A 21,833-nucleotide genomic window follows, 5' to 3' on the forward strand; every position below is an offset into this window, starting at 1 on the left:
TAAGGAGACGCTGCATGTATATCGGGATTGATTTAGGGACCTCGGGCGTAAAAGCCATTCTGCTCAATGAACAGGGCGACGTACTGGCGACGCATACCGAAAAACTGACCGTCTCGCGCCCGCATCCGCTCTGGTCCGAACAAGATCCCGAACAGTGGTGGCAGGCGACGAATACCGCGATGCAAGCGCTGGGCGCGCAACACTCCCTGCGCGAGGTAAAAGCTTTAGGCATCGCCGGGCAGATGCATGGCGCCACGCTGCTTGATAAACAGCAGCGGGTCCTGCGTCCGGCGATTTTGTGGAATGACGGCCGCTGCGGCGAAGAGTGCATGCTGCTGGAAGAAAAAGTCGGCACTTCGCGGCAAATCACCGGCAACCTGATGATGCCGGGTTTTACGGCGCCGAAGCTGCTGTGGGTACAGCGTCACGAAGCCGAAATCTTTAAACAGGTCGATAAGGTCCTGTTGCCGAAGGATTACCTGCGGCTGCGCATGAGCGGTGAGTACGCCAGCGATATGTCCGACGCCGCCGGCACGATGTGGATGAACGTCGCGCGTCGTGACTGGAGCGATGAAATGCTCGCCGCCTGCGGGCTCAGCCGCGACAATATGCCGGCCCTCTTTGAAGGCTGCGAGGTGACCGGCCAACTCCGCGCAGAGGTCGCTCAGGCGTGGAATATGCCGCGGGCGCTGGTGGTAGCGGGCGGCGGCGATAACGCGGCAGGCGCTGTCGGCGTTGGCATGGCCGATGCGGGGCAGGCGATGTTATCGCTGGGGACCTCCGGCGTCTATTTCGCCGTCAGCGATGGTTTTCTGAGTAAACCGGAAAGCGCGGTGCATAGTTTCTGCCACGCGCTGCCGGGCCGCTGGCACCTGATGTCGGTGATGCTCAGCGCCGCGTCTTGTCTGGATTGGGCGGCGAAGCTGACCGGCCTTGGCAGCGTACCGGCGCTGATCGCCGCGGCGCAGTCGGCGGATGACAATGCCGACCCGGTGTGGTTCTTGCCTTATCTTTCCGGCGAGCGTACGCCGCACAACAATCCGCAGGCTAAAGGCGTGTTCTTCGGCCTTACCCATCAACATGGTCCCGCCGAGCTGGCGCGGGCGGTGCTTGAGGGGGTGGGTTACGCGCTGGCCGACGGCATGGATGTTGTGCACTCCTGCGGTGTGAAGCCAGACAGCGTCACCCTTATCGGCGGCGGCGCGCGCAGCGCATACTGGCGGCAAATGCTCGCCGATATCAGCGGACAGCAGCTGGATTTCCGCACCGGCGGCGATGTCGGCCCGGCGTTAGGTGCGGCAAGATTGGCGCAGCTGGGCGTACATCACGATGCGGCTTTTTCTGACCTCCTGCCGCAGCTGCCGCTGGAGCAGGCGCATCTGCCGGATGCTCAACGGTTTGCCCGTTATGCGCCGCGTCGTGAAACGTTCCGCCAGATTTATCAGCAGCTTAAGCCGCTGATGTCATAAGTTGTTCTCGCCTCATCTATTGGGGCGAATTCCCTTCCTGAATGATTCGCTTTGCATTGATTTAATTCGCATATTTATTTATTCCGAATTGTTGATTCCAACTTGCTGAAACCGCCGCAACCGGCGATTCCCCGGTCATAATGAGGGTTACCATGGCCAGGGAGGCGCAATGAAATTAAAACGTACGACGGCAAGATTAATCATGCTGCTGGGCTCGCTGGTTTACCTCATCGGCATCTGGCGAACGTGCCCGCTGTTCAGCGGTAAAGGCTATTTTCTTGGCGTGCTGGTGATGGGGATGTTTGCTGTCCTCACCCATCAACGAACGGAGCAGGAAGCGCAGCGAGATGATGATTTTATCTCCCTGTGCCGGCTGGTTCTGTTGCTATCGGCAGGATTGCTGCTGGTCGGTGCCTGGTTTGTTCCGGCGCCGTGGCGCGAAAAAAGTATTTACGTGATGGCATGGTTTGTCTGTATGTACGGTGCGTCAGCAACGTCTTATCCCGCTAAAGTCGCGGATAAAGCGCGCAATAACTCAGTGGAATAAACTGTCAACCGACGGTGAAGAGAGGTCGTCGGCAATGGAAACAAAAGCGACGACCTATTCACCCGCGTTTCATCTGATCTCATGGATTGCGCTGATTGGCGATTTTCAGCTCACCAACCGACGGCGATCAATTCGCTGAACCAGCGTAGACAGCGCCAGGCTACCCAACAGCGCGGCGGCGAAAATCCACACAATATCCAGCAAGGGCCAGCGGCTTAGCTCAAGGCCGCTGGCGCGCAGAGCGTGAATAAACAATGCGTGAAAGCCATAAATGCCTAATGAATGTCTGGAGATTAACGCGATACCCGGGAGCTCACGGCTATTGAGGATGTTTTTGCCCAGGGTGAATAACGAGATTGCACAGATAAACACAGCCGGCCCGCAATACAGATACCAGGTATCGCCAAAATCGCCTCGCCATTGCAGTTCATGCAGCGTGCCGCGTGAAATGACCCACACCGCGGCGGTAAACAGCAGCGCGCACAGCAGGGTCAGTCCTCTTCTGTCGGTGTTCATGGCGCCGATCGCCCGGCCCAGTATCCCGTACAGTACGTAGTAAAAGGTATCGCCGTTGATATAGAGGTTTATCGGTAGCCATTCAATGCCGCCCGCCTTGATGCTTACCATATTGGGGTTGGCGATGAGGCCAATCACCAGCATCAGCGCCAGCAGCATTTTGCCGCTGACCTGCTTCACCTGAATCAGCGGCGAGAGCAGATAAATCACCACAATGGCAAAGAAAAACCACAGGTGATAAAACACCGGCTTCTGCAGTAAATTTTTTAATGACAGCTCAACGTTGATGTGGGTAAACAGGGTGATATAGAGCAGCGCCAGCACGCTATAGAACAGAATACACAGCGCGATGCGCAGATAATGGCGGGGCTGGGCGCTGCGTTCGCCAAAAAACAGATATCCTGAAATCATGAAAAAAAGCGGGACGCTGACCCGTGATGCCGAGTTAAGCAGATTCGCGATATCCCATTCGAACAAGCTGATGCTATGAGGATGGGTAATGTACCAGGTGGTACTGTGAATCATTACTACCATCAGGCATGCTATGCCGCGCAAGTTGGTAATCCAGCTTATTTTTTCCTGCATCTGTACCTCATTGGCCCCTGCGTAAAAAGAGTCTGACTCTCGTCGTTTGTCGTCATCACAATGGAATATTCTGAGTTTTTCGCCACACTCTTGTAGAGCATCAGTGAGATTCGCAAAATGTTTGGCTAGTTTTACATGGTCTGCACGATAACAATTGGCTAACAAGGCGGTTGAGAAAAATGGTGATGAAATATTTCGTATCTGCCCTGGCGGCGCTGCTGCTGGTCGGCTGCAGCCAGACACCTGCTCAACCCGTTCAAAAAGCGCAAAAAGCACGTATTACGCCGCAAACTACGCTGAATATGGAAAAATTATGCAAGGATCAGGCGGCGTTACGTTACAGCACCGACACCCGTCGCGTCGACGTCAATCATTTCGAGCAGTTCCAGGCAAGCTATGAGCTTTCCGGTCTGACTTCGCGGAATGAACGCTTTGTCTGTTCTTTTGATCCAGACGGCCAGTTTTTACATCTTTCTATGCGCTAAATGCGGCTTAAACGCCGCACGATGGCGCCGCTTTGCTCAAATTTCGCTAAACAAAGGCCGTTTCATACTGTATATCTCGCAGCCAGCGGGTATACTGATCCCTTCCTTTAAATCCACACGTATCCAGCACGAAATAATATGCAAAAGTTTGATACCAGGACCTTCCAGGGCCTGATCCTGACCTTACAGGATTACTGGGCTCGTCAGGGCTGCACCATTGTTCAACCACTGGACATGGAAGTCGGCGCCGGCACATCCCACCCAATGACCTGCTTACGCGCGTTGGGGCCAGAGCCGATGGCGACCGCCTACGTACAGCCTTCTCGTCGCCCGACCGATGGCCGCTATGGCGAAAACCCGAACCGCTTACAGCACTATTACCAGTTCCAGGTGGTGATTAAGCCGTCCCCGGACAACATTCAGGAACTGTATCTCGGATCTCTGAAAGAGCTGGGTATGGATCCGACTATCCACGACATCCGCTTCGTTGAAGATAACTGGGAAAACCCGACTCTGGGCGCCTGGGGATTGGGTTGGGAAGTGTGGCTGAACGGTATGGAAGTAACGCAGTTTACGTACTTTCAGCAGGTTGGCGGGCTGGAGTGTAAACCGGTCACCGGCGAAATTACCTACGGCCTGGAGCGTCTGGCGATGTACATCCAGGGCGTGGACAGCGTATACGATCTGGTCTGGAGCGATGGCCCGCTGGGTAAAACCACTTACGGCGACGTTTTCCACCAGAACGAAGTGGAACAATCCACCTATAACTTTGAATATGCGGACGTAGACTTCCTGTTCACCTGCTTCGAGCAGTACGAGAAAGAAGCGCAGCAACTGCTGGCGCTGGAAACTCCGCTGCCGCTGCCAGCCTACGAGCGTATTCTCAAAGCCGCCCATAGCTTTAACCTGCTGGATGCGCGTAAAGCCATCTCCGTCACCGAGCGTCAGCGCTATATTCTGCGTATCCGCACCCTGACTAAAGCAGTGGCAGAAGCTTACTATGCTTCCCGTGAGGCCCTTGGCTTCCCGATGTGCAACAAAGACAAATAAGAGGCGGCCATGTCTGAGAAAACTTTCCTGGTGGAGATCGGCACCGAAGAGCTGCCACCAAAAGCACTGCGCAGCCTGGCTGAATCCTTCGCTGCCAACTTTACTGCGGAACTGGACAACGCTGGCCTCGCGCACGGCGCCGTCGAATGGTTTGCCGCGCCGCGCCGTCTGGCGCTGAAAGTGGCGAATCTGGCAGCCTCGCAGCCGGATCGTGAAGTCGAAAAACGCGGCCCGGCCATTGCCCAGGCGTTTGACGCTGAAGGTAAACCAAGCAAAGCGGCCGAAGGCTGGGCGCGCGGCTGTGGTATTACCGTCGATCAGGCTGAACGTTTGACCACCGATAAAGGCGAATGGCTGTTGTATCGCGCCCACGTTAAGGGGGAAAGCGCGCAAACGCTGCTGCCGAACATGGTTGCGACCTCGCTGGCTAAGCTGCCGATCCCGAAACTGATGCGCTGGGGCGCTTCTGACGTTCACTTTGTGCGTCCGGTTCACACCGTGACCCTGCTGTTGGGCGATCAGGTTATCCCGGCGACCATTCTGGGTATCGCTTCCGACCGTATCATCCGCGGGCACCGTTTTATGGGCGAGCCGGAATTCACCATCGACAATGCCGACCAGTATCCGCAGATTCTGCTGGAGCGCGGTAAAGTGATGGCCGACTACGCCGAGCGTAAAGCCAAAATCAAAGCGGATGCTGAAGCGGCGGCGCGTAAGATTGGCGGTAACGCTGACCTGAGCGAAAGCCTGCTGGAAGAAGTGACCTCGCTGGTTGAATGGCCGGTAGTGCTGACGGCGAAGTTTGAAGAGAAATTCCTCGCGGTGCCATCCGAAGCGCTGGTTTACACCATGAAGGGCGACCAGAAGTACTTCCCGGTCTATGCAAACGACGGCAAACTGCTGCCGAACTTCATCTTCGTGGCGAATATCGAGTCCAAAGATCCACAGCAGATCATCTCCGGTAACGAGAAGGTCGTTCGTCCGCGTCTGGCCGATGCCGAGTTCTTCTTCAATACCGACCGTAAAAAACGTCTGGAAGATAACCTGCCGCGTCTGGAAACCGTGCTGTTCCAACAGCAGCTGGGTACCCTGCGCGATAAGACCGATCGTATTCAGGCGCTGGCGGGCTGGATTGCCGAACAAATTGGCGCTGACGTTAACCATGCGACCCGCGCGGGCCTGCTGTCCAAGTGCGACCTGATGACCAACATGGTTTTCGAGTTCACCGACACGCAGGGCGTGATGGGGATGCACTACGCGCGCCATGACGGCGAAGCGGAAGATGTTGCGGTCGCGCTGAACGAGCAGTATCAGCCGCGTTTTGCCGGCGATGCGCTGCCGTCTAACCCGGTTGCCTGCGCGGTGGCTATTGCCGACAAGATGGACACTCTGGCGGGTATCTTCGGTATCGGTCAGCATCCGAAAGGCGATAAAGACCCGTTTGCGCTGCGCCGCGCCGCGCTGGGCGTACTGCGTATCATCGTTGAGAAGAACCTGAATCTTGATTTGCAAACGCTGACCGAAGAAGCGGTGCGTCTGTATGGTGAGAAGCTGACTAACGCCAACGTCGTTGATGACGTCATCGACTTCATGCTGGGCCGCTTCCGCGCCTGGTATCAGGACGAAGGCTATGGTGTTGATACTATTCAGGCGGTACTGGCGCGTCGTCCGACCCGCCCGGCGGATTTCGATGCGCGCATGAAGGCTGTGTCGCACTTCCGTACGCTGGAAGAGTCCTCCGCCCTGGCGGCGGCAAACAAGCGCGTATCCAACATCCTGGCGAAATCCGACGAGACCCTGAACGATATCGTTCATGCCTCGGTGCTGAAAGAAGCGGCGGAAATTAAGCTGGCCGGTAATCTGGTGGTGCTGCGTGATAAACTCCAGCCTTACTTCGCCGAAGGCCGTTATCAGGATGCGCTGATTGAGCTGGCTGCGCTGCGCGAGCCGGTTGATGAGTTCTTCGAAAATGTGATGGTTAACGCTGAAGACAAAGATGTCCGCATCAACCGTCTGACGCTGCTGTCCAAACTGCGCGAGCTGTTCCTGCAGGTTGCGGATATTTCACTGCTGCAGTAACTATCTCGAGAAAGGTCAAAAGCCTGCCATCCGGCAGGCTTTTTTTTGCCTTATCGCAATGGTGAAAAAATAATCTTGAAATCCAGGCTCGGGCCTGGCTATCCTATGCCCCGACGAATCCCTCGTCTCACTGGAGCGCACACGACAAATGAACAAACACGACTGATGAATTTCACGCCTTACCTCGCAAACGCTGCGGGTAGGGGAGTATTGATTTCATTCAGGAGTGCTTATGGCTCATTGTGCCCACACCCCCTCTTTTGTTTTACATCAGGTCACCTGTCAGTTCGCGACGGGACAGACGCTTTTTGGCCCGCTGAATTTATCGCTGGAACCGTTGCTTTGCGGCCTTGTCGGGCGAAATGGCGTTGGCAAGACACGCCTGTTGCGTCTGCTGGCGGGCCTCGATTCTCCCTCCTGCGGGCATATCGAACGATCGGCCACCGTTGCCTGGGTGGCGCAGCAGCCGACCCTCACGGCCGGGACAACCGTTGCCTCCCTGCTGGGTTATGCGCCAGTATTTGACGCCTTGTCCCGCCTTGAACAGGGGAAAGGGCTGGCAGATGACTTCGAACTGTTAGATGGCCGTTGGGATCTGCCCGATCGCCTGAGTTCAGCCTTTCGCGATGCCGATCTCCCGGCATTCGCCGCCGATCGTCCTGCCTTTTCGCTCAGCGGCGGCGAACGAATGAAGGCGCTACTGTGCGGCGCATTCGTTTCTGGCGCGGACTATCTGCTGTTGGATGAACCCACCAACCATCTCGATCGTCAGGGCCGTGAGTGGCTGTATCAACAGCTGAAACTCTGGCGGGGCGGGGCCTTAATCGCCAGTCATGACCGTGAATTGCTGGCCCTGATGCCGAGGATTATTGAGCTGACGCCGGCGGCGCTGCGCAACTACGGCGGCAATTATGCTGAATACCAGCAGCAACGTGAAGCGGAGCAACAGGCTGCCCGCTCGGCGCTGGAACATGCCGCAATCGAACGGCGGCGCACCCGGGCGCGGATGCAAAAGGAGCATGATGCGGCCCAGCGGCGTTCGGCGCAGACGCTGCGTACCGTCGATACGTTGAATATCGCCTCTTTCGAGCGTGTGAAGTACAAAGGGGCGGCAAAAGAGCGTCCTGGCACGCTGCGCCGTCAGCATCGCGAACAGAACTGTAGTCTGAATGCCGCTGTGCATCAGGCACGGGAGCGGGTAGAAGAAGATGATCCGGTGATGTTCACACTGCCTGGCAGTAAAGTGGCTGCCGGCAAGCAGGTACTGGTGCTGGAATCGCTGCAGTTGGCTCACTCATCCCCCGCGCCGCTCGACTGGCGGGTGGATGGCCCGATGCGCATCGCGCTAAAGGGGCCAAACGGCTGTGGCAAAACAACATTGTTGAAAACCCTGATGGGGCTGGAGCAGGCAACCGCTGGCGACGTCCGGCTGTCGGTGAGTGCGGCGTATCTCGATCAGCATCTGACGCAGCTGGATTTATCATTGTCGGTGATGGCGCACCTTAACCTGGGCGATACCCCACTGGATGAGGGAGTACTGCGTAGCCGTCTGGCGCAGCTCCTGCTGGGAGCTGACAAGGTCAGCCTTCCGCTGGCGGCGTTAAGCGGCGGCGAACGCCTGAAAGCGGCGCTTGCCTGCGTGCTCTGGCGGCGGGAATCAACTCAATTGCTGCTGCTGGATGAGCCAACCAATCACCTCGATCTGGCGTCGACCCAGGCAATTGAAAGCGCGCTGGCGACGTTTCCCGGCGCGATGCTGGTGGTATCGCATGACGAGGCATTTTTACAGGGTCTGAAGCTGACCCATTGTCTGGAGTGGAGGGAAACGGGCTGGCATTTTACCGTCCTCTGAATGACAACAGGCGCCATCTGCTGATGGCGCCTGTTGACGACAGATAAAAAAAATCCCCGCCATAAGGCAGGGATTTATTATTCTTAGCGGCTTGAACTTACAGAGAAGTTACGTTGCCAGCTGCCGGGCCTTTAGCGCCGCTTTCGATGGTGAAGGAAACTTTCTGACCTTCGTCCAGGGATTTGTAGCCATCGTTCTGGATAGCAGAGAAGTGTACGAACACGTCTTTAGAGCCATCGTCAGGAGTGATGAAGCCGAAACCTTTGTCAGCGTTGAACCATTTTACGATACCAGTCATTTTACCGGACATAGTGAATTACCTTTAAAAAAATTAGTGAGCCTTGCGGCGTAGTGGTCTGGACTACAGATTTAAAGCGATAAAGGGAAAGTTCACTACGGGGATATCTAATGGATAACCTTTGAAGGACTGCTCTATTCGACTGCTCTGTGGTCTGTACATCAAACCTGCGAGCATTAACGCATGTTCTCAGTCGGATAGCAAACTTTTTTTCATCAGGATATAAAACGGCCCTGCATCAGGACCGTTACCAAAAGAAGATAGTAAACCAGTTTTTCAATCTATTAGCTGCCTTGAGAGCTGGGGATTGGCCATCATCAGGCGCATCAATTTGAGCTCCGTGGATGAAGGTTTTACCCGTCGCGATTCCCACTCTTCAACCATCGCGACGCTGACGCCCATAGCATTGGCGAAATCATCTGTCTTAAGGCCTGTGCCCTTACGCAGCCGTTCGAATTCATTAAAAACGCTTGGGGTACGGGCGTGCGTAGCCGTTTGCGGCTGGTCTTTAAAAACAATCTGTTCCAGGTTACTCAACAAATCAAATACGGGATCTTTATATTCCATTGAGAGCTCCTATTCTGTCTCACTGCGGAGAGGAAAATACATCGAGCCATTTAAGAATAGTCGCAAAAGCAAGGAAAATAATAACCGAAGTGATTATTTGTCGGCGTGGTTTCGTTAATCACCTGGAAAAGCGGCGTGCGTAAAAGCTAAGGGGATGATTACTAAGAGTGTCAGCAGCTTTGGAAAATTTATGTAAATGATGGTTAGCGGCAAGAAAAAGCCAGCGCAGAGCGCTGGCTGGATTGATTAGGCTTTCTGTAGGTTTTTACCGTCATTTGGCTTAACGGCAGGTTGGCGCTGGCTCAGTTTGTATTTCACTACCAGGGCGATGGCGGATAAAAACGCCGGGATCGCCAGCATCGTGAAGATGGTTTCAAACGACAATTGCGCCTGCATCAGGAAAGCGCCGCTGAAGGCGCCGAGGATCCCGCCGAAGCGGCCGATACCGAGCATCCAGGCAACGCCGGTGGCGCGGCCCAGGGTTGGATAGAACCCGGCAGCCAGCGCCGGCATTGATGATTGCGCGCCGTTCATAATGCTGCCAGCGATAAACACCATTACCCCCATCAACAGCAGATTGCTGGTTGAGAAACCCACCAGGCAAACAAAAACGCCGGTGAGCAGCCAGCCGACGGCAACCACTTTGTTAGGGTTGATCTTATCCATTAGCGCGCCGAGGATCAGCACGCCAATCCCGCCGCCGAGCGGGAACAGGGCGGTGATGATAGAAGCCTGGCTCATCGAGGCGCCGGTCTCGCGGATAAGCAGCGGCAGCCAACTGGTCAGCAGATAGAAAATCAGCAATCCCATAAAATAGGTCAGGCACAGCATCACGGTGCCCACGGCGTAGCGCGGGGAGAAAATCACGCCAATGGCTGACTTTTCCTTCACCTGGCCTGCTTCACGTAGCTCAAATTCAACCGCATCCGGCAACGGCGCGATACGCTTCAGGATGGCGGCGATCCGCTGCGCCGGCTGCCGTTTCACGACCATATAGCGTGCGGATTCCGGTAGCAGGAACATTAACGCCACGGCCAGCAGCAGCGGCATCACGCCGCCAAGCACCAGCACGCTTTGCCAGCCATAATGCGGGATCATCCAGGCCGACAGAAAGCCTCCCAGCGACGACCCCATTGGGAAGCCGACGAACATCAGGTTTACCATCAGCGCGCGGCGGCGTTCCGGAGCATATTCGCTCATTAGCGTCGCGGCATTCGGCATTGCCGCGCCTAAGCCCAATCCGGTGAGGAAGCGCAATAATGTCAGTTGGTTAAGGCTGCTGGCAAACGCGGTTAACAAACTAAAGCCGCCGAACACCAGGATCGACATAATCAGCACTTTCTTGCGGCCAATACGATCGGCGAGCGGCCCGGCCGTCAGCGCGCCGACGGCGAGCCCGACCAGAGCGGCGCTCATTACCGGGCCCAACGCGGATTTCTCAACCCCCCATTCCTGTACCAGGTCTGAGGCGATAAAACCAATAATCGCGGTATCAAATCCGTCCATCGCGACGGTAATAAAACATAAGGCGAGAATCATCCATTGGTACTTCGTGAATGGATGTTCGTTGATAAAAGCCTGAATATCGATGGTTGTTTTCTTCATACGGCATTCCTGGCAGGCTGAGCGGGGGACAGAGGTATTGTTATAGTCTCCCTCGCTGTCATTGATGTTGTTTGTGCGATAATCGAACATAACGCCGTTAATCGCTCATTAATCAAACCATTGAACCTGCCTGTAGACAATGTGCCGCCTTCAGGAAGCGTGCGATTATCGTCCGCTTTGCGTAATTCCTTCGCCGGTAATTTTATTAATTTTAATTAAATCAAAAAGATATTTATTATTTTTTTGGCTTAAGTTATCGCGTTAAATGTGATGAACTTAACAGCGGGCCTGGCTGGCGCCGGGAAGGCGAAAAAGGGTATTTTCCGCGGTAAGATTATCAGGAAAGGGTATCCTGCAAGGCCGTCCTGGACTATCCTTGTCAGCGTCTGGCACGCGTGTGCCTGTTTGCGCTTTTTTTGGCTGAAGGAGTAAAAAAAATGGCGACAGGAAAGTCCTGCTCTCGCTGGTTTGCGGCCGTTGCGGCCATATTAATGGTGGTTAGCCTGAGTGGGTGTTTTGATAAAGAAGGCGATCAGCGCAAAGCGTTCATCGACTTCCTGCAGAATACGGCAATGCGTAGCGGCGAACGTCTGCCTACGCTGACCGCCGATCAGAAAAAACAGTTCGGCCCCTTCGTGTCCGATTATGCGGTGATTTACGCTTATTCACAGCAGGTCAGCCAGGCGATGGATGCGGGTCTGCGCCCGGTGGTTGATAGCGTTAACGCCATTCGCGTGGCGCAGGATTATACCACTCAGCGTGAGCCGCTGCGGCAGGCTAACGGCGCGCTGGGCGTGCTGAGCCAGCAGCTGGAAAACGCTAAAATGCAGGCGGATGCCGCGCATGGCGCGCTGAAGCAGGCTGATGATCTTAAGCCGGTTTATGACCAGGTGTTTAATAAAGTCGTGACGGCGCCGGCGAATGCGCTGCAGCCGCTGATTCCGGCCGCGCAGGTCTTTACTCAGCAGCTGGTCCAGGTGGGTGATTTTGTCGCTCAGCAGGGGACGCAGGTGAGCTTCGTGGCTAACGGTATTCAGTTCCCGACGTCTCAGCAGGCAAGCCAGTACAATGCGCTGATTGCTCCGCTGGCCGCTCAGCATCAGGCCTTTAATCAGGCCTGGACGGCGGCGGTTAACGCCACGCGTTAATCGGTATATCGCTGTTCTCCCGGCTGACGGCGTAAGCGCCGCTGGCCGGGCTTCTGCTTTCCTCGCTTACTTCACCTGCGGGTTCACGCAGTTCTTCTCAACCTTGCCGTTCAATGCGTCAATCAGGTTATCTACCGCGCAGGCCGCCATGTTATAGCGGGTCTCGTGGGTGGCGGAACCAATGTGCGGCAGCGCGACCACGTTCGGCAGCGTCAGCAGCGGCGAATCTTTTGCCAGTGGTTCATGTTCAAAGACGTCAAGACCGGCAGCGTGGATCTCACCGGCCTGCAGCGCCGCAATCAGCGCCTGCTCGTCAACGACCGGACCGCGCCCGGCGTTAATGAAGATGGCGGAAGATTTCATTTTGGCAAACTGCGCTTCGCCGAACAGGTGGTGGGTCTCTTCGCTCAGCGGCAGAATGAGGCAGACGAAATCCGCTTCCTGTAACAGGGTATCGAGATCGCAGTAGCGCGCATTGAAGCGCTCTTCCGCCTGCGGATGTTGCCGGCGAGCGTTATACAGAATCGGCATGCCGAAACCGAAGTGGGCGCGCTGCGCCAGCGCCATGCCAATGCGGCCCATGCCGACGATGCCCAGGGTTTTATGGTGTACATCGCAGCCGAACCAGTCCGGCCCGATGCTCCTGGTCCATTCGCCCGCTTTCACGCGTTCAGCGACCTCAACCACCCGACGCGCGGTGCTCAGCACCAGCGCCATCACCGTATCGGCGACGGTTTCGGTTAGCACGGTCGGCGTATGCATCAGCAAAATCTTGCGCGCGTTCAACGCATCGACATCAAAATTGTCGTAGCCGACAGACACGGTAGAGGTCGCACGCAGCTTCGGCATTTTCTCCAGTAACGCGGCGTCAACCTTTTCACTCGAACCCAGTAAACCTTCCGCCTGGGCGAAGGCCTCCGCGTGCTGTGAAACGGTTTCCGGACGCAGGTTTTTCACCTGGGTGACGGAAAAGTGTTCCTCCAGACGGTGTAACAGATCGTCGGGGAGCGTTTTATAGAGAATGACAGACGGCTTCATGCGAATCTCCGTAGCGTAAGTAGTTCAGGCGTGATGAGCGCCAAGCGGAAGTTTTTGATTATTAGCAGGCTTAACAATTAAAGTAAGCCATACCGAGGCGAAAAGCGCCACACCCATGAAAATGTACGAGGCGGACGGGCTGCCGGTTGCGCCGTTGAGATAGCCGACGAACCACGAACCAAAGAAAGAACCCAGCGCTCCCATACTGTTGATCAGCGCCATCGCGCCGCCGGCGACGTTGCGTGGCAGCATCTCCGGGATAATCGCAAAGAACGGGCCATACGGGGCATACATGGCCGCGCCAGCGATCACCAGCAGGGTATAAGAGACCCAGAAATGGTTGGCGCCGACGGCCCAGGAGCCGATGAACGCCAGCCCGCCAATGAGCAGCAGCGGCCAGACAAACAGCTTACGGTTCTGCATCTTATCGGAAGCCCAGGAGACGGCAATCATCGCAATCGTTGCCGCCAGATAGGGTACTGAAGAGAGCCAGCCTACTTCGACCATCCCCATGTTTTCGCCGCCGCTGCGGATGATTGACGGCAGCCACAGTACGAAACCGTACACGCCGATGCTCCAGGCGAAATATTGCATACACAGCAGCACCACGTTGCGTGAACGGAAGGCTTCGCCATAGTTACGTACCGCTTTGATGCCCTGCTGTTCGCGCTCCAGTTGTTCCTGCAGCGCCGCTTTTTCACTTTCCGCCAGCCAGTTCACCTGCGACGGTTTGTCTTTCACCAGTACCCACCAGCAGAAGGCCCAAATCACAGCAGGGATCCCTTCAATGATAAACATTTCACGCCAGCCAAAGGCCTGGATCAGATAACCCGATACGACCGACATCCACAGTACGGTGACCGGGTTACCGAGGATCAGGAAAGTGTTAGCGCGTGAACGCTCTGATTTGGTGAACCAGTTACTGATGTAAATCAGCATCGCCGGCATGACCGCCGCTTCCACCACGCCAAGGATAAAGCGGATGGCCGCCAGCGCCGGGATGTTATGCACCACGCCGGTTAGCGAGGCGCAGCCGCCCCACAGGATAAGGCAGATAAAGATAAGTTTACGCACGCTGCGGCGTTCAGCGTAAATCGCTCCTGGGATCTGGAAGAAGAAGTATCCAAGAAAGAAAAGGGCGCCAAGCAGCGATGAGATGCCTTTGGTGATGCCAAGGTCTTCGGTAATGCCCGCGGCCGATGCAAAGCTGAAGTTGGCGCGGTCAAGGTACGCCAGGCTATACGTGATAAACACGATAGGCATGATGTACCACCAACGTTTTGCTGCATTTGTTGAACTGTTCATAGGCTTGCCTCTGTCAATGAGGTGACATACGCCCGCCGGAACGGGCGCTGCTGTGCCGCGCTGCATGTAGGGTACAGGACGGCTGTTTTAGGTGAAAAGATTATTCGCCCAGCGCTTCGCGGGTGGGCAGCCCTTCGCTATCGCCCTGTACCTGAATGGCCAGCGAGCCAATTTTGTTACCGCGGTTCACGGCTTGCGTCAGCGTTTTGCCTTCCAGCAGCGCGCTGATTACGCCAACGGCAAAGCCATCACCCGCGCCGACGGTGTCCACCACGTTGTCGACTTTAATGGCTGCGATGGCGCCCTGTTCGCCGTTGGCGGTCTTGAACCATGCGCCGTCGCAGCCGGTTTTAATCACCACCGCCTTAACGCCGCGCGACAGATAGAAATCAGCGATACCTTCCGGCGTCTGCTGACCGGTAAGAATCACGCCCTCTTTTAAGCCTGGCAAAACCCAGTCAGCCTGGAAGGCGAGGCGGTTCAGTTTCTCCACCATCTCGGCTTCGCTTTTCCACAGTACCGGGCGCAGGTTTGGATCAAATGAGAGGGTTTTCCCTTCGGCTTTCATCACCCTGGCCGCATGTTCCAGCAATGCATACGAGCTGTCGGACAGCGCGGCGGCGACGCCGCTTAAGTGCAAATGGCGGGCGCTGGTGAAGTAATCAGCGCGGAAATCTTCCGTCGACAGATGGCTGGCAGCCGATCCTTTACGGAAATATTCCACGATGGGATCGGTTCCATTTTCGACTTTAGATTTCATCTGGAAGCCGGTAGCGTAGCGCTCGTCAACGGCCACGCCGCGCGCGTCGATGCCTTCTTTGGCCAGCGAATTCAGCACGAAGCGGCCAAAGCTATCGTTGCCGACGCGGCTCACCCAGCCCACCTTCAGCCCCAGGCGCGCCAGGCCGGTCGCCACGTTCAGTTCAGCGCCGGCGACGCGTTTGATAAAGCGTTCAACCTCCGCCAGTTCGCCGGTTTCGGTGGCGACAAACATCGCCATGGCTTCGCCAATGGTAATGACATCTAAGTTTTCCATGGCTTAATCCTCGCGTAACAGATCAACGTAATGGCGGGTGACGGCGGTCAGGTCGTCGCCGACCAGCGGGAATTCAATACCGCGCGGCGCGTCGGCGGGCAGGTTATCGAGCAGCGCCAGCCAGCGAGCGTCCGCCTGGTCCGGTGGGACGGCGCGATACTTCTCATGATGAGGCTCCGCCGCCTTCACATGAATATAGCTGACAGCGGGGGCGAGATGGCGCGCGGCTTCTTCCGGCGAATCGCCAACCCACAGCCAGTTTCCCATGTCGAAAGTCAGCGTCACCGGCATCTGATGGACCCGGCAGGCGGCTTTGAAGCGCTGCATTGGCGCCAGTTGGCCGCAATCGGTCTGGTCATTTTCCACCACCAGCGCCATGCCGCTGGCGCTCAGAATGTCGCGCAGCGTCTCCAGCTGTTGGTTATGGATGAAATGACCGAGGGAGAGCTTCAGCCACAGGGCGTTGAGGGTTTGCGCTTCTTCAAGTAACGACGGGAGATGGGGATTGAGCTCGCCGTTGTCGGTGAACAGCGCTTGTGGCGCGGAGTAGCAGGCCAGCAGCCCCTGTTTTTCAATGTCGGCCGCCAGCGTCGGCAACTGCTTCAGTTCCGCAGCGCTGAACAGCTCGCGGCGAATTTCCACGCCATCGGCGCCGGAACCGGCGATAAAGGGTAATACGGCGGACTGCCCGCCAAGCGCTTTAACGTGGTCGTTGCCATAAGCGGCGGTGACGACAATGATTTTTCTGGCCATTGAACAAACTCCTGGCGTGGTGGGGCTTAACTCCCTATTACGCTAGATGGTACCGGTTCCAAAGGAAAGACCAGGATGTTTAATTTATGATCGTCATCACGATGAATCGTTAACGAGACGTTGATCCCCGGACAATAAGCTCGCCGGAGAAGACCCGCTCGCAGATGGGGTCGCTGCCGCCTTCGATACGCCTGACGACCTGTTCGACCGAAGCATAGCCAATCTGCCAGGTTGGCTGTTTGAGGGTGGTAATACCGACGCCCGCCAGCTCCGCCCATTCCAGCTCATCGAAGCCCAGCAGGCCGATATCGCTGCCCCAGATGAGGTCAACGCGCTTCAGTGAACGGGCGACCTGTAACGTCAGGGCGCCATTGGCGGAAATCACCGCTTTGCGCATTCCGCGGTGGCGGGCGTGGAACTGGCGCAGGACGTTATCCATCATGGCGCCGTCGTTGAGCGGCACCTCGGCGTTTTCCGCCACCACGCCAGCATAGCGCTGTAGGGTCGCGCGAAAGGCGTCCAGGCGCTCGCGGCGGGTGTTTACGGAGCCGATTGGCTCGCTTAAAAACAACAGCGCTTCAAAACCCTTTTCCACCAGATGTTCGGTGGCGGTGGTGGCGGCCTGAGTGTTATCCAGCCCCACGACATCACAGGCGAAATCGGGGATTTTACGGTCGATAAGCACCATCGGTAGCGAGGATTGCTGCAGGCGGTTGAGGCCTTCTTCGCGCATGCCGACTGCATTAACCACAATCCCTTCAACCTGATAGCTACGCAGCAGGTCAAGGTAATGCAGCTCCTGATCGACCTCGTTGTTGGTATTACATACCAGCAAGGTGAAGCCTTTTTCGCGGCAGGCGGCTTCAATCCCGCTTAACACGTTCACGGAGTAAGGGTTGGTGATATCGGCGATGATCAGGCCAATCAGGCGGGTACGGCCATGTTTGAGGCCACGGGCCATCAGGCTGGGACGGTAGTTGAGCTCGGCAATCGCTTTTTCAATCCGCGCCAGCAGATCGTCGGAAAGCAGATGCTTTTCGCCGTTGAGATAGCGTGAAATGCTGGTTTTACCGGTCTTCGCGGCTTTCGCCACGTCGCTGATGGTTGCTCGCGCCGTTTTCGCCATGATGGCTTCCTTTGCTGAAAATCTGCCAACACCTTAGCGCGAAAAATAGCGATATCAAGCATTTTGCCCGGCAGGGAGGCTGCCGGGCCGGAAACGAGAAGATTACTGCAGCGGGCTGAGGGTAATTTCCACGCGACGGTTCTGCGCTTTGCCTTCCGCCGTGCTGTTGCTGGCGATCGGGTTCGCCGGGCCCATGCCGGTAGTGCGAATACGGTTGGCCGCTACGCCCTGAGTGATGAGCGCGCTGGCGACGCTGTCGGCACGCTGTTGCGACAGACGCATGTTCAGATCGTTGCTGCCGGTGCTGTCGGTGTAGCCGACGACGTTAACGGCGGTTTTCTCGTACTCTTTCAGCACCATCGCGACGCCGGTCAGGGTGTTGGCGCCTGCAGGTTTCAGGTTGGCGCTGCTGCTGTCAAAGGTGACGTTATTCGGCATGTTGAGCACGATGTTATCGCCATTTCGCGTCACGCTGACGCCGGTTCCCTGCATTTTTTCGCGCAGTTTCGCTTCCTGCACGTCCATGTAGTAACCGATGCCGCCGCCGAGCGCCGCGCCTGCCGCTGCGCCAATCAGCGCGCCTTTGCCGCGGTCATGTTTGGAAGAGGAGAGCACGCCGACGCCTGCGCCTACTAAGGAGCCGATACCCGCGCCGATGCCGGATTTTCCCGCTTCGCGTTCGCCGGTATAAGGGTTGGTAGTACAACCAGAAATAGCCAGTGTGCCGCTAACGATAGCAGCAATCATGAGTACGCGTTTTTTCATCTTATTTCCTTAATCCTTTTTATTCTTTGCCACCGCAAGCGTGACGGTTGATTATGACGTCCGAATACGGAGAAAATTCCCCGTAGGGTATCTCTTTTTGTAAGTAACATTGAACGGTTGACTAACAAACCGTCACAACACCTGCATTCGCTGACCCAGGAGCCTGCTTTGCCAACTTCATCTGCAACTAAAACCATCTTAACCGCGGCCCACTGGGGGCCAATGCTGGTGGAGACGGATGGTGAAAATGTGATTTCGTCCCGCGGCGCGCTGGACACCCCCTTCGCCAACTCGCTGCAAACGGCGGTGCGCGAACAGGTGCATAGTAAAACTCGCGTTCGCTATCCGATGGTGCGAAAAGGCTATCTCGCCTCGCCGCAACAGCCGCAGGGCGTACGCGGCCAGGATGAATTCGTACGGGTAAGCTGGGAGCAGGCACTTGATCTGATTGATGCCCAGCATCGACGGATCCGCGAAAGCTACGGCCCGCAGTCGATTTTCGCCGGTTCCTATGGCTGGCGTTCTAACGGCGTGTTGCATAAGGCGGCAACCCTGCTGCAGCGCTATATGAGTCTTGCCGGGGGCTATACCGGACACCTCGGCGATTATTCAACCGGCGCGGCGCAGGCGATCATGCCTTATGTGGTTGGCGGTAATGAAGTTTATCAACAGCAAACCAGCTGGCCGCTTATCCTGGAGTACAGCGAGGTGGTGGTGCTGTGGAGCGCTAATCCGCTGAATACGCTGAAAATCGCCTGGAACGCCTCGGATGAACAGGGGATCCCCTGGTTTGATCGCCTGCGCCAGAGCGGCAAGCGGCTGATCTGCATCGATCCCATGCGATCGGAAAGCGTTGATTTCTTTGGCGAATCGATGGAATGGATCGCGCCACATATGGGCACTGACGTCGCGTTGATGCTGGGGATCGCCCATACCCTGGTAGAGCATGGCTGGCAGGACGATGAATTCCTCGCCCGCTGTACCAGCGGTTATGACATTTTCGCCCGCTATTTGAGTGGTGAAAGCGATGGCGTCGCCAAAACCGCCGAATGGGCGGCGGCAATTTGCGGCGTAGCGGCGTATAAAATCCGCGAACTGGCGAAACTTTTCCACGAAAACACCACCATTCTGATGTCCGGCTGGGGCATGCAGCGTCAGCAGTTTGGTGAGCAAAAACACTGGATGCTGGTGACGCTGGCGGCGATGCTGGGGCAGATTGGCACGCCCGGCGGCGGTTTTGGTCTTTCTTACCACTTTGCCAACGGCGGCAACCCCACGCGCCGCGCCGCGGTGCTGGCCTCCATGCAGGGCAGCGTAGCGGGCGGCGTAGATGCGGTGGAAAAAATCCCGGTTGCCCGCATCGTTGAGGCCCTGGAAAACCCCGGGGCCAGCTATCAGCACAACGGGATGACGCGGCGCTTTCCCGACATCCGCTTTATCTGGTGGGCGGGCGGCGCCAACTTTACCCATCATCAGGATACCAACCGCCTGATTCAGGCCTGGCAGAAGCCGGAGCTGATTGTGATTTCCGAATGCTTCTGGACCGCCGCCGCGCGCCATGCTGATATCGTCTTACCGGCGACCACTTCGTTTGAGCGTAACGATCTGACCATGACCGGCGACTACAGCAATCAGCATCTGGTGCCGATGAAGCGGGTGGTCGCGCCGCGCGATGAAGCGCGCGACGATTTCGATGTTTTTGCCGATCTGAGCGAACGCTGGGAGGCGGGCGGCCGCGAACGCTTCACCGAAGGAAAAAACGATTTGCAATGGCTGGAGATCTTCTACCAGATTGCCGCCCAGCGTGGGGCGCAGCAGCAAGTGACGCTGCCGCCGTTTGCCGAATTCTGGCAAGCGAACCAGCTAATTGAAATGCCGGAAAATCCGGATAACGCCCGTTTCTCCCGCTTCGCGGCATTTCGCGCAGACCCGCAAGCTAATCCGTTAAAAACCGCGAGCGGAAAAATTGAAATTCACTCGCCGACCATTGCCGGGTTTGGCTATGCCGATTGTCCGCCGCACCCGATGTGGCTCGAACCTGACGAGTGGCACGGCAACGCCGAGGTGGGTCAGCTGCAGGTGCTTTCCGCCCATCCGGCGCACCGCCTGCATAGCCAGTTGAACCAGACTTCGCTGCGTGAACGCTATGCCGTCGCCGGGCGCGAACCGCTGACTATCCATCCGCTGGACGCGCAGGCGCGCAATATCGCCGACGGCGATCTGGTACGGGTGTGGAATTCGCGTGGTCAGGTACTGGCTGGCGCAGTGGTCACGGAAGGCATTCGTCCGGGGGTGATTTGCCTGCATGAAGGCGCGTGGCCGGATATCGACCCCGATGCCGGCATATGCAAAAACGGCGCGGTGAACGTGCTGACGAAAGATATTCCGACCTCACGTCTGGGCAACGGTTGCGCCGGGAATACGGCGCTGGCATGGCTGGAAAAATATGACGGGCCCGCGCTGGCGCTCAGCGCATTTGATCCGCCGGCCAATGCATAATCCAGGTGGGATGCTGGGTGTCGTCCTGCCACGCGCAGTCTTCTATACGGAAACCCTGCGCGTGGTAGAAATTTACCGCCCGCACGTTTTTCTGATAGACCTCCAGGCTTAACCAGTCGTAGTGCTGCTTGACCTCATCAAGCAGCGCGCGGCCGATACCGTGGCGGATCGCTTGCGGGGCGACGAAAAGCGCCCCGACGAAGCGCGAATCCATCACGCTGACAAACCCTTTCAGCGCGTCATTCTCCTGCCACACCCAGGTGGCGGCGGCGGGAAGATAGACATCGCGCACAACTTCCAGGCTTTCCCGCCAGTAGCTTTCAGCAATGAACGGATGCGCGTAAATCGTGCTTTCCAGCCATAACTTGAGTAGCGGGCCGGTCTCCGTGGCATCCCATTTTTGGATCATGCTGGCCTCCCGGGGTAGCAACAGCAGCCGGTCACATGATCGTTGACTAACCCGCAGGCCTGCATAAATGAATAACAGATAGTGGAGCCGACAAATTTAAAGCCGCGCTTTTTTAGCGCCTTAGATAGCGCATCGGAGGCTGGTGTGGTGGTGGGGATTTCGGCGAGCGTCGCCGCATGGGTAATTTGCGGCTGATTATCGACAAACGACCAGACGAAATCGCTGAATGCTTCACCGTTGGCTTCCATGGCGAGAAACGCCCGCGCATTGCCGATGATGGCCTGGATCTTCCCACGATGGCGGATAATGCCCGCATCCTGCAGCAGGCGCTCGACGTCCGCTTCATCCATGGCCGCTACGCGAACCGGGTCGAACTGGTGAAAGGCCTGACGATAGTTTTCACGTTTTTTCAGAACCGTGATCCACGAGAGCCCCGCCTGCTGGCCTTCGAGGCAGATCATTTCAAACAGCTTTTGCGGCGTTCTCTCGGCGACTCCCCATTCGTTATCGTGATACTGGATATAAAGAGGATCCTGGCTTACCCATCCGCAACGTTGCATGTTTCTCTCCCTTTCGTCAGAAAACTTTTTCATCCGCCTTGACGGCTGAAAGATAAAGATAATAGTTAATACAGGGAAACCACTTCCCATCAACTCCTTATACTTCAAGTTGCGTAGAAGTGGGCGGCAGCTCGAATTATT

The 21,833-nt window shown here is 56.6% G+C and carries 20 protein-coding genes; 8 read left to right on the top strand and 12 right to left on the bottom strand.

The annotated features are described in order from the left end of the window. The first annotated feature begins 14 nt into the window (after positions 1 to 14). Entirely contained in the window at positions 15 to 1,469 is a 1,455-nt protein-coding gene (gene xylB, locus ABLV07_RS09105; protein ID WP_047048274.1) for a xylulokinase, read from the top strand. A gap of 169 nt (positions 1,470 to 1,638) precedes the next feature. After that, a complete protein-coding gene (gene yiaB / locus ABLV07_RS09110) occupies positions 1,639 to 2,016 on the top strand; it encodes an inner membrane protein YiaB (RefSeq protein WP_032709372.1) in 378 nt (125 codons plus the stop codon). Positions 2,017 to 2,121: 105 nt separating this feature from the next. On the opposite strand, the gene ABLV07_RS09115 is transcribed toward yiaB, so the two are convergent. Then, positions 2,122 to 3,117, bottom strand: coding sequence for an acyltransferase (locus ABLV07_RS09115; protein WP_020077708.1), 996 nt, complete (start codon positions 3,115 to 3,117; stop codon positions 2,122 to 2,124). A 179-nt stretch (positions 3,118 to 3,296) separates the two neighbouring features. Between ABLV07_RS09115 and ABLV07_RS09120 the strand changes: the two genes are divergently transcribed. The 4 genes from ABLV07_RS09120 to ABLV07_RS09135 all read left to right on the top strand — a co-directional run bounded on the left by ABLV07_RS09120 (position 3,297) and on the right by ABLV07_RS09135 (position 8,583). Beyond that, positions 3,297 to 3,602: a YsaB family lipoprotein gene (locus ABLV07_RS09120; RefSeq protein ID WP_015369210.1), complete on the top strand. Its 306-nt coding sequence runs from the start codon at positions 3,297 to 3,299 to the stop codon at positions 3,600 to 3,602. 138 nt (positions 3,603 to 3,740) lie between these two features. After that, positions 3,741 to 4,652, top strand: a complete 912-nt coding sequence (glyQ, locus tag ABLV07_RS09125; RefSeq protein WP_015369211.1) for a glycine--tRNA ligase subunit alpha — start codon at positions 3,741 to 3,743, stop codon at positions 4,650 to 4,652. A gap of 9 nt (positions 4,653 to 4,661) precedes the next feature. Then, entirely contained in the window at positions 4,662 to 6,731 is a 2,070-nt protein-coding gene (gene glyS / locus ABLV07_RS09130) for a glycine--tRNA ligase subunit beta (RefSeq protein ID WP_020077709.1), read from the top strand. A 232-nt stretch (positions 6,732 to 6,963) separates the two neighbouring features. Then, on the top strand, positions 6,964 to 8,583 hold the full coding sequence (locus tag ABLV07_RS09135; RefSeq protein ID WP_046883621.1) for an ABC-F family ATP-binding cassette domain-containing protein: 1,620 nt from the start codon (positions 6,964 to 6,966) through the stop codon (positions 8,581 to 8,583). 97 nt (positions 8,584 to 8,680) lie between these two features. On the opposite strand, the gene cspA is transcribed toward ABLV07_RS09135, so the two are convergent. From cspA to ABLV07_RS09150, 3 genes are all read right to left on the bottom strand, one after another. After that, on the bottom strand, positions 8,681 to 8,893 hold the full coding sequence (cspA, locus tag ABLV07_RS09140; RefSeq protein ID WP_000014594.1) for an RNA chaperone/antiterminator CspA: 213 nt from the start codon (positions 8,891 to 8,893) through the stop codon (positions 8,681 to 8,683). A 264-nt stretch (positions 8,894 to 9,157) separates the two neighbouring features. Next, positions 9,158 to 9,448, bottom strand: a complete 291-nt coding sequence (locus tag ABLV07_RS09145) for an HTH-type transcriptional regulator (RefSeq protein ID WP_015369214.1) — start codon at positions 9,446 to 9,448, stop codon at positions 9,158 to 9,160. A gap of 246 nt (positions 9,449 to 9,694) precedes the next feature. Continuing rightward, positions 9,695 to 11,053: an aromatic acid/H+ symport family MFS transporter gene (locus ABLV07_RS09150; protein ID WP_046883622.1), complete on the bottom strand. Its 1,359-nt coding sequence runs from the start codon at positions 11,051 to 11,053 to the stop codon at positions 9,695 to 9,697. Between the two features lie 437 nt (positions 11,054 to 11,490). On the opposite strand from ABLV07_RS09150, the gene ABLV07_RS09155 reads away from it, so the two are divergent. Continuing rightward, on the top strand, positions 11,491 to 12,201 hold the full coding sequence (locus tag ABLV07_RS09155) for a DUF3053 domain-containing protein (RefSeq protein ID WP_015369216.1): 711 nt from the start codon (positions 11,491 to 11,493) through the stop codon (positions 12,199 to 12,201). 66 nt (positions 12,202 to 12,267) lie between these two features. Here ABLV07_RS09155 and ghrB read toward each other — a convergent pair whose 3' ends face one another. From ghrB to ABLV07_RS09185, 6 genes are all read right to left on the bottom strand, one after another. Then, positions 12,268 to 13,239 (bottom strand): glyoxylate/hydroxypyruvate reductase GhrB, encoded by a 972-nt coding sequence (gene ghrB, locus ABLV07_RS09160; protein ID WP_020077712.1) that lies wholly within the window; start codon positions 13,237 to 13,239, stop codon positions 12,268 to 12,270. A gap of 24 nt (positions 13,240 to 13,263) precedes the next feature. Then, positions 13,264 to 14,544: an MFS transporter gene (locus ABLV07_RS09165; RefSeq protein WP_157195140.1), complete on the bottom strand. Its 1,281-nt coding sequence runs from the start codon at positions 14,542 to 14,544 to the stop codon at positions 13,264 to 13,266. 100 nt (positions 14,545 to 14,644) lie between these two features. Then, positions 14,645 to 15,580, bottom strand: a complete 936-nt coding sequence (locus tag ABLV07_RS09170) for a sugar kinase (protein WP_032715299.1) — start codon at positions 15,578 to 15,580, stop codon at positions 14,645 to 14,647. 3 nt (positions 15,581 to 15,583) lie between these two features. Then, the gene (locus tag ABLV07_RS09175) at positions 15,584 to 16,333 is read right to left on the bottom strand and encodes a hypothetical protein (RefSeq protein WP_020077714.1); all 750 of its coding nucleotides are present in this window, start codon (positions 16,331 to 16,333) and stop codon (positions 15,584 to 15,586) included. A 109-nt stretch (positions 16,334 to 16,442) separates the two neighbouring features. Then, positions 16,443 to 17,459 carry a LacI family DNA-binding transcriptional regulator gene (locus ABLV07_RS09180; protein ID WP_157195141.1) on the bottom strand — a complete coding sequence of 339 codons (1,017 nt, stop codon included), beginning with the start codon at positions 17,457 to 17,459 and terminating at the stop codon, positions 16,443 to 16,445. A 102-nt stretch (positions 17,460 to 17,561) separates the two neighbouring features. Beyond that, positions 17,562 to 18,224, bottom strand: a complete 663-nt coding sequence (locus ABLV07_RS09185; RefSeq protein WP_157195142.1) for an OmpA family lipoprotein — start codon at positions 18,222 to 18,224, stop codon at positions 17,562 to 17,564. 168 nt (positions 18,225 to 18,392) lie between these two features. Between ABLV07_RS09185 and ABLV07_RS09190 the strand changes: the two genes are divergently transcribed. Beyond that, on the top strand, positions 18,393 to 20,723 hold the full coding sequence (locus ABLV07_RS09190) for a molybdopterin guanine dinucleotide-containing S/N-oxide reductase (protein ID WP_157195143.1): 2,331 nt from the start codon (positions 18,393 to 18,395) through the stop codon (positions 20,721 to 20,723). On the opposite strand, the gene ABLV07_RS09195 is transcribed toward ABLV07_RS09190, so the two are convergent. Both ABLV07_RS09195 and tag read right to left on the bottom strand, forming a co-directional pair. After that, the gene (locus tag ABLV07_RS09195; protein WP_063445037.1) at positions 20,692 to 21,132 is read right to left on the bottom strand and encodes an N-acetyltransferase; all 441 of its coding nucleotides are present in this window, start codon (positions 21,130 to 21,132) and stop codon (positions 20,692 to 20,694) included. The two genes, ABLV07_RS09190 and ABLV07_RS09195, sit on opposite strands and share 32 nt — an antisense overlap. Beyond that, positions 21,129 to 21,692: a DNA-3-methyladenine glycosylase I gene (gene tag / locus ABLV07_RS09200; protein WP_042893598.1), complete on the bottom strand. Its 564-nt coding sequence runs from the start codon at positions 21,690 to 21,692 to the stop codon at positions 21,129 to 21,131. Before tag ends, ABLV07_RS09195 begins: the two co-directional genes overlap by 4 nt. Positions 21,693 to 21,833 lie beyond the last annotated feature (141 nt).

The sequence above is a fragment of the Klebsiella sp. CN_Kp097 genome (assembly GCF_040064495.1).
Lineage (GTDB): Bacteria > Pseudomonadota > Gammaproteobacteria > Enterobacterales > Enterobacteriaceae > Klebsiella > Klebsiella aerogenes.

Coding starts and splice junctions, on each gene's coding strand:
- ABLV07_RS09150 (WP_046883622.1), bottom strand. CDS start 11,053: ATGAAGAAAACAACCATCGATATTCAGGCTTTTATCAACGAACATCCA.
- ABLV07_RS09170 (WP_032715299.1), bottom strand. CDS start 15,580: ATGGAAAACTTAGATGTCATTACCATTGGCGAAGCCATGGCGATGTTT.
- glyQ (WP_015369211.1), top strand. CDS start 3,741: ATGCAAAAGTTTGATACCAGGACCTTCCAGGGCCTGATCCTGACCTTA.
- cspA (WP_000014594.1), bottom strand. CDS start 8,893: ATGTCCGGTAAAATGACTGGTATCGTAAAATGGTTCAACGCTGACAAA.
- ABLV07_RS09165 (WP_157195140.1), bottom strand. CDS start 14,544: ATGAACAGTTCAACAAATGCAGCAAAACGTTGGTGGTACATCATGCCT.
- ABLV07_RS09120 (WP_015369210.1), top strand. CDS start 3,297: ATGGTGATGAAATATTTCGTATCTGCCCTGGCGGCGCTGCTGCTGGTC.
- ABLV07_RS09180 (WP_157195141.1), bottom strand. CDS start 17,459: ATGGCGAAAACGGCGCGAGCAACCATCAGCGACGTGGCGAAAGCCGCG.
- glyS (WP_020077709.1), top strand. CDS start 4,662: ATGTCTGAGAAAACTTTCCTGGTGGAGATCGGCACCGAAGAGCTGCCA.
- ABLV07_RS09155 (WP_015369216.1), top strand. CDS start 11,491: ATGGCGACAGGAAAGTCCTGCTCTCGCTGGTTTGCGGCCGTTGCGGCC.
- ABLV07_RS09135 (WP_046883621.1), top strand. CDS start 6,964: ATGGCTCATTGTGCCCACACCCCCTCTTTTGTTTTACATCAGGTCACC.
- ABLV07_RS09175 (WP_020077714.1), bottom strand. CDS start 16,333: ATGGCCAGAAAAATCATTGTCGTCACCGCCGCTTATGGCAACGACCAC.
- ABLV07_RS09195 (WP_063445037.1), bottom strand. CDS start 21,132: ATGATCCAAAAATGGGATGCCACGGAGACCGGCCCGCTACTCAAGTTA.
- tag (WP_042893598.1), bottom strand. CDS start 21,692: ATGCAACGTTGCGGATGGGTAAGCCAGGATCCTCTTTATATCCAGTAT.
- ABLV07_RS09145 (WP_015369214.1), bottom strand. CDS start 9,448: ATGGAATATAAAGATCCCGTATTTGATTTGTTGAGTAACCTGGAACAG.
- ABLV07_RS09115 (WP_020077708.1), bottom strand. CDS start 3,117: ATGCAGGAAAAAATAAGCTGGATTACCAACTTGCGCGGCATAGCATGC.
- yiaB (WP_032709372.1), top strand. CDS start 1,639: ATGAAATTAAAACGTACGACGGCAAGATTAATCATGCTGCTGGGCTCG.
- ghrB (WP_020077712.1), bottom strand. CDS start 13,239: ATGAAGCCGTCTGTCATTCTCTATAAAACGCTCCCCGACGATCTGTTA.
- xylB (WP_047048274.1), top strand. CDS start 15: ATGTATATCGGGATTGATTTAGGGACCTCGGGCGTAAAAGCCATTCTG.
- ABLV07_RS09185 (WP_157195142.1), bottom strand. CDS start 18,224: ATGAAAAAACGCGTACTCATGATTGCTGCTATCGTTAGCGGCACACTG.